Origin of the sequence: Streptobacillus notomytis (assembly GCF_001902585.1) — a bacterium.
Classification (GTDB): Bacteria; Fusobacteriota; Fusobacteriia; order Fusobacteriales; family Leptotrichiaceae; genus Streptobacillus; species Streptobacillus notomytis.
Genome location: NZ_LKKV01000079.1, coordinates 19,277 through 31,159, shown reverse-complemented (window position 1 = coordinate 31,159; position 11,883 = coordinate 19,277). Strand labels below are relative to the sequence as shown.

At 27.4% G+C, this 11,883-nt stretch carries 11 protein-coding genes; all 11 read right to left on the bottom strand.

Translation table 11 applies throughout. From position 1 onward, the window contains the following. Positions 1-2: 2 nt before the first annotated feature. Entirely contained in the window at positions 3-539 is a 537-nt protein-coding gene (hpt, locus tag BUE91_RS03175; protein ID WP_073507928.1) for a hypoxanthine phosphoribosyltransferase, read from the bottom strand. A gap of 9 nt (positions 540-548) precedes the next feature. Continuing rightward, positions 549-1,586: a peptide chain release factor 2 gene (gene prfB, locus BUE91_RS03170; RefSeq protein WP_180370669.1), complete on the bottom strand. Its 1,038-nt coding sequence runs from the start codon at positions 1,584-1,586 to the stop codon at positions 549-551. Positions 1,587-1,646: 60 nt separating this feature from the next. Next, positions 1,647-1,967: an AzlD domain-containing protein gene (locus BUE91_RS03165; RefSeq protein ID WP_066900387.1), complete on the bottom strand. Its 321-nt coding sequence runs from the start codon at positions 1,965-1,967 to the stop codon at positions 1,647-1,649. Then, entirely contained in the window at positions 1,964-2,680 is a 717-nt protein-coding gene (locus BUE91_RS03160) for an AzlC family ABC transporter permease (RefSeq protein ID WP_073507927.1), read from the bottom strand. The genes BUE91_RS03165 and BUE91_RS03160 overlap by 4 nt, the downstream gene beginning before the upstream one ends. Before the next feature lie 89 nt (positions 2,681-2,769). Further along, positions 2,770-4,491 carry a proline--tRNA ligase gene (locus BUE91_RS03155; RefSeq protein WP_073507926.1) on the bottom strand — a complete coding sequence of 574 codons (1,722 nt, stop codon included), beginning with the start codon at positions 4,489-4,491 and terminating at the stop codon, positions 2,770-2,772. 104 nt (positions 4,492-4,595) lie between these two features. Then, positions 4,596-5,963, bottom strand: coding sequence for an L-cystine transporter (locus BUE91_RS03150; protein ID WP_073507925.1), 1,368 nt, complete (start codon positions 5,961-5,963; stop codon positions 4,596-4,598). Between the two features lie 23 nt (positions 5,964-5,986). Continuing rightward, positions 5,987-7,540: a UDP-glucose--hexose-1-phosphate uridylyltransferase gene (locus tag BUE91_RS03145; protein WP_073507924.1), complete on the bottom strand. Its 1,554-nt coding sequence runs from the start codon at positions 7,538-7,540 to the stop codon at positions 5,987-5,989. Positions 7,541-7,548: 8 nt separating this feature from the next. Beyond that, on the bottom strand, positions 7,549-8,529 hold the full coding sequence (gene galE, locus BUE91_RS03140) for a UDP-glucose 4-epimerase GalE (RefSeq protein ID WP_073507923.1): 981 nt from the start codon (positions 8,527-8,529) through the stop codon (positions 7,549-7,551). 70 nt (positions 8,530-8,599) lie between these two features. Then, positions 8,600-9,652, bottom strand: a complete 1,053-nt coding sequence (locus BUE91_RS03135; RefSeq protein ID WP_066900399.1) for an aldose epimerase family protein — start codon at positions 9,650-9,652, stop codon at positions 8,600-8,602. After that, the gene (locus tag BUE91_RS03130; RefSeq protein WP_073507922.1) at positions 9,649-10,809 is read right to left on the bottom strand and encodes a galactokinase; all 1,161 of its coding nucleotides are present in this window, start codon (positions 10,807-10,809) and stop codon (positions 9,649-9,651) included. Before BUE91_RS03130 ends, BUE91_RS03135 begins: the two co-directional genes overlap by 4 nt. Before the next feature lie 18 nt (positions 10,810-10,827). After that, entirely contained in the window at positions 10,828-11,847 is a 1,020-nt protein-coding gene (locus tag BUE91_RS03125; RefSeq protein ID WP_083573760.1) for an ABC transporter permease subunit, read from the bottom strand. Positions 11,848-11,883 lie beyond the last annotated feature (36 nt).

Here is an 11,883-nt window from a genome sequence, read left to right as displayed (position 1 = left end):
TTCTATTTAATCTCTACAACTTGTCCAATAAATGGAAGTGTTCTATGTTTTTGTGCATAATCTATACCATAACCTACAACAAAGAAATCAGGTATTTTAAATCCTATATAATCTACATCTATTTCTAATTCTCTTCTTTCAGGTTTATCAAGTAAAGTACATATTTTCAATGATTTAGGATTTCTCATTAATAGCATTTTTTTCACTTCACTTAACGTTCTTCCAGTATCAACTATATCTTCAATTATTAAAATATGTCTATTATTAACATCTTCCTCAAGGTCTTTTAATATCTTAACTTCTCTTGAACTTTCCATAGAATTTCCATAACTCGATACATTCATAAAATCTAAAGTTAAATCCACTTTATTATAATCTATTTTTCTTGCTATATCAGCTAGAAATACTGCTGAGCCTCTTAAAAGTCCAACTAAAAGTAAACTTTGTCCTTCAAAATCACTACTAATTTTATTTGCAATCTCATCAACCTTATTTGCAATTTCTTTCTCAGTTATTGCAACTTCAATTTTGTACTTCATCGTATCAACCTACCTTATTTTTAAATATTCATCTATAAATATATTTATATCTCCATCCATAACCTTATCCACATTACCTTCTTCATAATTAGTTCTATGATCTTTTACCAACTTATATGGTTGAAATACATAAGATCTAATTTGTGAACCCCATTCTATTTTTGATTCAACTCCTTTAAGGTCATTTATTTCATTTTCTCTATTTTTTAATTCTATTTCAAATAATTTAGCTCTTAATACCTTCATAGCAGAATTTAAATTCTTACTCTGTGATCTTTCATTTTGACAAACTACTACTATCCCAGTAGGCATATGAGTAATTCTTACAGCTGAATCTGTTGTATTAACATGCTGACCACCAGCACCACTTGCCCTATATGTATCTATCTTTAAATCTTCCTTTTTTAAATTAACTTCAACATCATCTTCTATTTCTGGAATTACATTTACTGCTGCAAATGATGTATGTCTCCTTGCATTAGAATCAAATGGAGATATTCTAACCAATCTATGAACACCTTTTTCACAGCTTAGATATCCATAAGCATAATCTCCCTTAATAGATAAAGTTATGCTCTTTATTCCAGCTTCATCTCCTGCTAAAATATCAAGCACTTCTACCTTAAACCTATTTTGCATAGCCCATCTATCATACATTCTATATAGCATAGATACCCAATCACAGCTTTCTGTTCCACCTGCTCCTGCATTTATAGTTAATATTGCAGAACTTTTATCATATTTACCATTTAACAATAGTTTTATTTTAAATTTATCTAAAGCATCTATAAACTCTAATGTTTCAGTTTCTAATTCATCTAAAGTTATTTCTTCTTGTTTATAGAACTCTAATAATATTTGAATATTTTCATTTAATGTTAAAAGTTTTGATATATCTTTTATTCTCTCTTTTAAAAAAGAGATTTCTTTTAATATATTCTGCGATTTATTCTGATCTTTATAAAATCCAGCTTCTAAGGTTAACTTTTCTTTTTCTTCTAATTCTTTTTTCAGTTTATCTAAGTCAAAGATGCTCCTTAATATCATTAAAATCACTATTTTTATCCTCTATAACTTTTCTTAATTCATACTCTTCCATATATTCTCCTAAATTAACATTTTAGATAATATCAAATTAAGTATAACTACAGTTAAAACTGTAACTATCATTATTTTACCTAAATTAATATTTTTTATAGTCATTATTACTATTAATATAGATGCAAAAACTGATATTATAATTTCATGTGTTCTATCTCCTATAGAAACAAAAATATCTGGAAAAAATAATATAACTAATACCGAAATAGGGATAGCTTCTAGAAATCTATCCATAAACTTAGTTCTTGGTATAGGTATAAATTCCCCAGAAATTCTGAAAAGTTGAGTAATTATAGCAACTAGTATTACAATTAACCATATTTTCATTTAATATCCCTCCTTACCGATATTATTGCATATATTAAACTAGTTAATGATAGTATTAATACTATCTGTAAGCTTTGTGGAATCATGTTAAATGGATATATATACATGAATAATAATTTTAAAAATAAAGCTATTAATACTATTTTCAAATTTTTATTATCCATAATTAAGCTTGATATTAAAAGTGATAAGAATGTTCCATAAAGAACAAATTTCATGGAATTAATAATTATTATTGGTATATAATTTCCAAGTATCACCCCAAACAGAGAGCTTAAAGTAAAACTAAAATATCCTAATAAGTTAACACCTAAAGCAAATGATAAACTTTTATTCTTTTTAAGTGCTAAAAATGCTACTGTCTCATCTGTAAACCAAACACCTACCAATGATTTTGATTTTCTATCATAACCGCTTAAAGCCTTATACATAGGAATATTTATTAAAATATATCTAAAATTTAACATCGCAGCAGCAAAAATTGCTGAAAATACGTCAAAATTCCCAGTTGCAAATATTTTATATAAAAGTACTTGTGAGGCACCTGAATAAATAATGAAAGTCATTACAGATGACACTATAGAATTAACATTATATGTATTAGCAATAAGTCCAAGGGCAAAACCAAATGGTATAAAAGCTATAGCTATTCCATTTGCAGCCTTAATCCCATTAATAAATTCTTGTTTATTAAATTTAGTAATTAAATCCATTTTTATTCTCCAAAAATATCCATTTTCACATTTATTATATCAAAAATTATATAAAATTAAAAGGTGTCATTTAAAAATGACACCCTATATTATTTTTTCTCAAATTCTTTAATATATGATATTAAATCTTCTACTTTAATTTCTCCTGCAAAAGATCCATCTCTATGTTTAACTTCTACTAAACCATTTACAGCATTCTTACCTACTATAACTTTTAAAGGTATACCTATTAAATCAGCATCTTTAAATTTAAATCCTGCTTTTTCATCCCTATCATCATAAATTACATCAATATTATTTTTTAACATCTCAGAATATATTTTTTCTGAAATTTCTTTTGCAGCATCATCTTTAATATTAACTAAAATTAAATCTACTAAATATGGTGCTATAGATTTAGGCCATATTATACCAAATTCATCAAAGTTTTGTTCAATAGCTGCTGCTGCAACCCTTGAAATACCAATACCATAACAACCCATAATTACAGTTTGAGCCACACCTTTATCATTTAATACCTTTGCATTCATGGCACTGCTATATTTTTTACCTAACTTAAATATATGCCCTACTTCTATTCCTCTAGCTATATCTAATAGTCCACCATCTAAAGCCTTATCACCTTTTCTAGCCTTTCTAATATCCCCAACTAAATCATAATGTAAATCTGATAAATTCATGTTAATATAATGATGACCTTCAATATTTGCTCCACCTACAAAGTTTTTCATATATTTTACTGACTCATCTATAACTACCTTAACTTTTGATAATGTTGCTATTTCCTTTAATGGAGAAAAATATCCTCCTACAAACCCTAAATCTTTTAAGTCTTTTTCATCCATCATCTCAAGATCTATTTTTGCACCAAATATGTTCTTTACTTTCACATCATTTATTTCTAAATCTCCTCTAATTAAAGCTACATAATATACAAAAGTTCCGTCTTCTTGTTCTTCTTTAAATAATACAGACTTAACAGTTTTATTAGTATCAACATTAAGGAAATTTGAAACTTCTTCTATAGTTTTCATCTCTGGTGTAGCAACTAACTTTTTAGAAAGTTCTTCTGAGTTATCAACTTCAAAATCTAAAACTGAAACTGCCTTTTCAACATTAGCTGCATAATCTGATTTATCTGAATAAAGTATATCATCTTCTCCACTTGAAGCAAGTACCATAAATTCATGACTTTCAGAACCACCTATACTTCCAGTATCAGCATCTACTGCTCTAAAATCAAGTCCACAACGTTTAAATATTTCACAATATGCTTTTTTAACATTTTCATATTCCTTATCTAAACATTCCTGTGTTAAATGAAAGCTGTATGCATCTTTCATTATGAATTCTCTTCCACGCATTAGACCAAATCTAGGTCTTCTTTCATCCCTAAATTTATTTTGTATTTGATATATATTTAATGGTAAGTCCTTATATGATGTTATAGTATTTCTGAATATATCAACTATAACCTCCTCATGTGTTGGACCTAAGACAAAATCTCTATTATTTCTATCATGCAATCTCATAAGTTCTGCACCATATGAAAACCATCTTCCAGATTCTTGCCATAAATCTGCTGGTTGAAGTACAGGCATTAATATTTCTTGAGCCCCTATTTTATTTAATTCTTCTCTAGTTATGTTTTCTATCTTTTTTAGAACTTTTAAACCTAATGGTAAATATGTATATACTCCTCTAGTTAATTGTCTAATCATAGATGCTCTAAGCATTAACTGGTGTGATATTGTTTCTGCCTCTTTTGGCACTTCTTTATATGTTTTTATAAAAGATTTTGAAAATCTCATAACCTAGCCTCTCTTTCAATTTTTATATGTATTATACTATTTTTACTTATTTTATTCAACTGAAATAAAAAGAGAATTTCTAGATTTTAGAAATTCTCTTATTCCTATTCAACTTCTAATTTATTATATTTTTCTTTATCTAATTTATTTAAAATCTTACCAGTTAGAAGTCCTGCAACTATAGATCCATTAACATTTAATGCCGTTCTTCCCATATCTATTAAAGGTTCTACAGTTATTAATAATCCAACTATTTCTAAAGGGAAGCCTAAAGTTGAAAGAACTATAATAGCAGCAAATGTAGCTCCTCCTCCAACTCCAACAACACCTAAAGAACTTATAGTCACTATTATTATTACCCTAATTAAGAAAAATGGATCTAATGTATTAATTCCTAAAGTTGGTGCTAACATTAAAGCAAGCATAGTCGGATAAATTGCAGCACAACCATTTTGACCTATAGATGTTCCAAATGTAGCTGCCATATTTGATATTCCTCTATCTATTCCCATATCTTCTTGAGCTTTAGTTGTTAAAGGTATTGCTCCTGCACTTGTTCTTGATGTAAATGAGAATATTAAAACTGTAATTGCTTTTTTAATGTAAATTATAGGAGAGAATCCAAATAATGTTACTATGATTAAATGAATGATAAACATAGATATTAAAGCAATATATGATGCTATTACAAATTTAATAAGAACTGATATTTCAGTATAGTTACTAGTTGAAGCAAATATACTCATTAATGCAAATACACCATATGGAGTTAATCTTAATACCATTTTAACCATTCTTATAACTACCTCATGGCTTGCATTAATAAAGTCAATTAATATATTAGCTTGTTCAGGTTTTCTTCTTTTCATCCCTAAAATAGCTATACCTATAAACATTGAAAATACTACAACTGCTATTGTTGAAGTTGGTCTTGACCCTGTCAAATCAGCAAATGGATTTGAAGGAATAAATGAAAGTACTTTATCTGATATAGATTGTGCCACAGCACCTACTCTCTCATTTACTCTTTCTATAGCTCTTAATTCTTTCTCACCTGCACCTGAACTTAAAATTCCTGATGCATCTAATCTAAATCCTAAAGTTACAACCTCTGCAACAAAAGAAGATATAGCTGCAGTAGTTAATAAAATTCCTATGACTAAACTTCCCATTTTTGAAGCTTCTTGTGTATTATTAAGATTTATAATAGCAGATATTATAGATACTAAAATTAATGGCATAGTAATCATTCTTAATAAAGCTATATAACCTCTACTAAATATCTCAAAAAATTCTTTAGATTTCATTATTGTTCCCATATCTTGAATATTATGTAAAACAATACCGAATATAAGTCCTAATCCTAAAGCTAAAAATACTCTTATTGAAAAAGAATACCTCTTAGCTGCAAGTCTGTTTAAAATAAGTAATACTACTAAAAATATTATTACATTTATTATTACATTCATCATTTATATATACACCTTATTCATATCTACTTAATTTTGCTTAAGAAGTATATGAATCCCTTTCTTCCAACTTCATTATTTTTAAATACTCCACAGTCTTCTAATACTTTTTCAAATGTCTTTCCTATAGTTTTTTCTATTAAACCATCTAAGAAATATTCATCTTTTAACATCTCATCTGTAAAGTTTTCTTTTACCCAATTAATATGTTTTTTTAAATTCGTATTTTCTTTCATAATATCTAATATTTCATTTACATTTCTTAAACTCATAAATAATTGATCTAATTCTTCCATCTCATGTTTCAATCTTCCAGGTAATACTGCAAGACCCATAACTTCTATCAACCCTATATTTTCTTTTTTTATTGAATGGTGTTCTTCATGCGGGTGAAATATACCTAAAGGATATTCATCTGTAGTTTTATTATTTCTTAAAACTAAATCTAATTCTATCCTATCATTTCTTATTCTAGCAATAGGTGTTATGCTATTATGTCTTACACCATCACTATGAGATGTGATATCATTTTCATAATCATTATGATTAATCCATTCTTGTAAAACTTTATCTGCTAAATCAAGTAATTTTTTCTTGTTCTCTTTTTTAGAACTTAATCTAAGTACAGAAAGAGGCCAATTTAATATACCTGCTTCTATTTCTTTATAGTTTTCAAAACTTATTTTACTTGAAATTTCAGCCATTTCCATTGCAAATTTATGCTTCCCTGCTTGGAAATGATCATGAGAAAGTATAGAACCTCCCACTATAGGTAAATCTGCGTTAGAACCTATGAAATAATGTGGAAATATTTCAACAAATTCTATAAGCCTTTCAAATGTAGATCTATCTATTTTCATAGGTCTTATCTCACCTGAAAATACTATAGAATGTTCATTGTAATATATATACGGTGAGTATTGAAAAAAATAATCTTCATTAGTTAGATTTAATTTTAATATTCTATGATTATGTCTTCCTGGGTAATTAATTCTTCCCATATATCCCTCATTTTCTTTACATAATAAAGATTTAGGATATGAAGACAGAGGCATATCTCTTGCTAGTGCTATTTCTTTTGGATCCTTTTCAGGCTTAGATAAATTAATTGTAATTTCTAAAGGTCCATATTTACTATCAAATGTATAGCTTACATTCTTTGAAATTCTATCTGTTCTAATATAGTTACTCTTTTTAGATAGATTGTAAAAATATTCTGTAGCAGAATTTTTATATTCCTTATATCTATTCCAAAATTCCTTTGTAATAACAGATGATCTTGGCATTATTTGTCCCATAATTTTAGAATTTAATAAATCATGAAAAATTAAAATGTCCTCCTTTAATCTTCCGTTTTCTCCAGCCCATTTAGTAATATTATCCAGTATTTCTGTTGGATATTTTACTTTTTCTATTTCCTTTAGAAACTTTTTTCTTTCTTCTAAACTAAATTCAGGATAATCCTCAATATCTAATACTTCTAGCACTTTATTTCTTACTAAAATCTCATCTATTGGCTCTATCATTTCATTTGTAAGACCAAAAAGAATAATTTTTTCAATTTCTTTATATATATTCATATCTACTCCTAATACTTTCTATTTTGTTCCCAAAGCCATGCAGAACTGATAATATCATCTAAGCTATACTCAGAAACCCATTTTAATTCTGTCATCAATTTAGTTGGATCTGCAATTAATAAAGCTGGATCTCCTGGACGTCTATTTGCTTCAACTATTTCAAATTCTTTTTTTGTGACTTTTTTTACCGTATCTATTATAGATCTTACTGAAAAACCTTTTCCATTTCCTAAATTATACTCTAAAGAAACATTTTCAGCAAACATTTTTTTCATTCCCATTATATGTGCCTTAGCTAAATCGTATACATGAATATAATCCCTTATACAAGTTCCATCTTCTGTTTCATAATCTACACCAAATATTTTAATACACTCCCTCTTACCTATAGCTGCTTCTAAAACTACAGGTATTAAATGAGTTTCTGGTGAATGTGATTCTCCAATTAAACCATCCATATCTGCTCCAGCAGCATTAAAGTATCTTAAAATCACTGATTTTAATCCATATGCTTTATCAAAATCTTTAAGAATAATTTCTACCATTCTTTTAGAACTTCCATAAGGATTTATAGGATTTTGTGGATGTGTTTCACTTATTTTCTCAGCTTGTGGCTCTCCAAATGTAGCTGCTGTTGAACTAAATACAAAATTTTTAACATTAGATTCTACCATTTGATTTAAAAGATTTATTACTTTACCTACATTATTTTCATAATATTTCCCCGGATCAGTAACTGATTCTCCTACTTCAATAAATGCAGCAAAATGCATAACTACATCAATTTTTTCAGTTTCAAAAACTTCTTTTAATTTAACTCTATCCCCTAAATCTCCAATAATTAATTTAACATCTAAAATATCTGTAACTTCTTTATGTCCTTTAGATAAATTATCATAAATTATCACATTATATCCATCTTGTTTAAGTAATTTCACTGTATGCGAACCAATATATCCTGCTCCACCTATAACTAATATATTTTTCATTAAAATGTCCTCCTTAGTATAAAAAACAAGAGAAAAATAAATTTTCTCTGTTTTTAAATGAATATTTTATCTATTTTACAGTTTCAAATATATATCTAATTTTTTCAAAATATGGAATAGTTGGTTTTGTTAATTTAGAATCAAAATTTTCAATATTAATTCCATTTTGATAATTTTGAGCCTCTAATGCAACTCCTAAATATCTTGTATTCTCTTTTAAATTTCCAAAAGCCTTAGCTTCATCTAAGAAATTACCTGTATATATTACCATACAATTCTGACTAGTTTCAATATTTAATTTTATACCTGAATATTCAGAATAAAGAGAAAGAGCTAATTCTTTACTTTTATCCAGTACAAAAGCATGATCATATGCACGAGTTATTTCAAATTGTGAATGTGACATATTAATTCCATCTTTGATTTTTACATATTCTCTTAAATCAAAACAAGTATTATCAACTTTTAATTTTTCTCCAGTCGGTATCATATTTTCTTTAACTGGGCAAAATTCATTTGCATTTATTTTTAATAATTGTTCATCTCCATTAATTCTTAAATCTCCTGAAAGATTAAAGTATGAGTGATTAGTTAGATTAATATATGAATTTCTATCACTTTCAGCATGTAATTCAACTAATAGTTCTGATTTTTCATTTATCATATATCTAATATAGAATATCATATTCCCGTGATGATTGCCATCAAGATGTTTCCAAGAATATTTAAGTTCTATACCCTTATATTCATTAAAAGTTAAAGGTTTTACCTCAAATATTTTTGATGTTAAAGAACTAGTACCTCCATGATTTGAATGTTCTCCACTATTTATTCCTAATACATATTCTACACCGTCAATACTATATTTACCATTTTCTATTCTACCTGATGTTGGTCCAATTATAGCTCCAGCATAACTAGAATCATTTAAATACTTCTCAAAAAAATCATATCCCAAAACTACATTTCTAAATACTCCATCCTTATCTTCTACTAGTATCTTAGTAATTATTCCTCCAAGGTTTAATATATGTACTTCAAATCCTTTAGAATTTTTAAGTATATGTTCAGTTACTTCCTCATCTCCAAGTTTACCTAATATATTCTTAGAATAAATTATCATAACACCTGAGCCCCTTCACTTACATTTGCTATATAAAACTCTGCTTTAAGTCCTGTTTTTTCTAAATATTTTCTACCCACATTTTCTATAAATTTATCAACATTAACTTTTTTTACTACACTTACTGTACAACCACCAAAACCAGCACCTGTCATCCTTGAACCTACAACCCCTTCTTCTTCCCAAGCTGCCTCAACTAATGAATCAAGTTCAAATCCTGTAACTTCATAGTCATCTCTTAAAGAAATATGTGATTCATTCATTAATTTACCAAAAGTTAATAGATCTCCTTTTGTAAGTGCATCTTTTGCCATTAATGTTCTTTGATTTTCATATACTGCATGTTTTGCTCTTTTTTGTCTTATTTCACATTTAATTAAACCCTTATTTTCTTCAAATTCATCTATAGATAATTCTCCTAAGGCTTTAATATTTAATTTAGTTTGCAATTCTTCTAAAGCTTTTTCACACTCTGCACGTCTTTCATTATATTTTGAATCAGCAAGTCCACGTCTTTTATTAGTATTTGATATTATTATATATTCATCTTCAAGAATTACAGGAACATATTCATAAATTAAAGTATTACAATCAAGTAAAATAGCTTTATCTTTTTTCCCCATTGCTACTGCAAATTGATCCATAATACCTGAATTTACACCTATAAATTCATTTTCTGTTAATTTACCTAATTTAACTACTTCTATCATATCAATATCAAATTTAAATTCATTTTTTAACATTATTCCTATAACCATCTCAACTGAAGCCGAAGAAGAAAGACCAGCTCCATTAGGTATATCTCCATAAATTAATACATCAAATCCATGATTAATATCAAATCCTTTATCTATAAAGGCTTTAAACATACCTTTAGGATAATTTACCCAACTATGTTCTACATCATTAACTAATTTATCTATATTAAATTCTATTATACCCTTTTCTTTGAAATTCTCAGAATAAAATCTACATTTTCTATCTTCTCTTTTAGCTACTAAAGCTATAGTTCCCCTATCTATAGCACAAGGAAATACATTTCCTCCGTTATAGTCTGTATGTTCTCCAATTAAATTTACTCTACCTGGAGCAAAATATCTATTTTCATATTTTCTACCAAATAGTTCATTAAATCTGTATTCTATAACTTTTAACATAAGTATCCTCCACAAATATTAATTCTTCTTTTTATATTTCAACATATCTATTCCTACTGCAATTATTATTATTAATCCTTTAATAATGTATTGCCAATAAGGATTTACTCCTATATATGTTAATCCATAATTAATCATTGTAAAGATTATAACCCCTGCTACTACACCAGAAATTTTTCCAACTCCACCTGAGAAAGATACTCCCCCTACAACACAGGCAGCAATTGCATCTAATTCATAAAGGTTACCTAAGTTATTTGATGCAGATCCTATACGAGCTGCTTCTAAAAATCCACCTATTGCATACATTATTCCAGATATTATATAAACAAATATTAATGTTTTAGTAACATTTACTCCTGATACTTTAGCAGCTTCTGGATTTCCACCTACTGCAAAAAGATTTTTCCCAAATACTGTTTTATTCCATACTATCCACATCACAATTACTGAAATTGAAGCATAAATTATTAATTTAGGTAAATAGAAAGTTCCAATTTCAATATTTCCTACTATACTTGAATAAGTATTACTAAATCCAGCAACTGGTGTTGATCCAGTATAATCAAAGTATAGTGAATTTGCTCCATAAGCTATAATCATCATACCCATAGTTGCAACAAATGGTACTATATTAAATTTAGAAACCAAAATACCGTTTATAAGACCTATAAATGAACCAATAAGAATAACTAAAATTAAAGTTACAAATATAGTAGTAAATGCTGGTTCATCTGCAAATCCTAATAATCTTGCTATATATGAAATTACACTCTTAATTCCTGAATGATTTTCCATAAACTTATATACCTTATTTGGATTAGTTACTGATTGTAAAAGTGATGCAGTTACAAGTCCTGCTATCCCTATTTGTCTACCAGCTGAAAGGTCAGTTCCTTGTGTAACTATTATTCCTGCAACCCCTAAAGCAATTATTGTTTTAACTGAACTTTGAGTCAAAATATTTACAATATTCCTAAATCTTAAAAAAGTTGGATCTTTAATAACTATTAGAATAAATAGTAATAATAATACCATGTATATTCCACTATTTATTAAATTACCTATTACCTT

Coding starts and splice junctions, on each gene's coding strand:
- BUE91_RS03150 (WP_073507925.1), bottom strand. CDS start 5,963: ATGATGAATGTAATAATAAATGTAATAATATTTTTAGTAGTATTACTT.
- BUE91_RS03165 (WP_066900387.1), bottom strand. CDS start 1,967: ATGAAAATATGGTTAATTGTAATACTAGTTGCTATAATTACTCAACTT.
- galE (WP_073507923.1), bottom strand. CDS start 8,529: ATGAAAAATATATTAGTTATAGGTGGAGCAGGATATATTGGTTCGCAT.
- prfB (WP_180370669.1), bottom strand. CDS start 1,586: ATGATATTAAGGAGCATCTTTGACTTAGATAAACTGAAAAAAGAATTA.
- hpt (WP_073507928.1), bottom strand. CDS start 539: ATGAAGTACAAAATTGAAGTTGCAATAACTGAGAAAGAAATTGCAAAT.
- BUE91_RS03160 (WP_073507927.1), bottom strand. CDS start 2,680: ATGGATTTAATTACTAAATTTAATAAACAAGAATTTATTAATGGGATT.
- BUE91_RS03125 (WP_083573760.1), bottom strand. CDS start 11,847: ATGGTATTATTATTACTATTTATTCTAATAGTTATTAAAGATCCAACT.
- BUE91_RS03145 (WP_073507924.1), bottom strand. CDS start 7,540: ATGAATATATATAAAGAAATTGAAAAAATTATTCTTTTTGGTCTTACA.
- BUE91_RS03155 (WP_073507926.1), bottom strand. CDS start 4,491: ATGAGATTTTCAAAATCTTTTATAAAAACATATAAAGAAGTGCCAAAA.
- BUE91_RS03130 (WP_073507922.1), bottom strand. CDS start 10,809: ATGTTAAAAGTTATAGAATACAGATTTAATGAACTATTTGGTAGAAAA.
- BUE91_RS03135 (WP_066900399.1), bottom strand. CDS start 9,652: ATGATAATTTATTCTAAGAATATATTAGGTAAACTTGGAGATGAGGAA.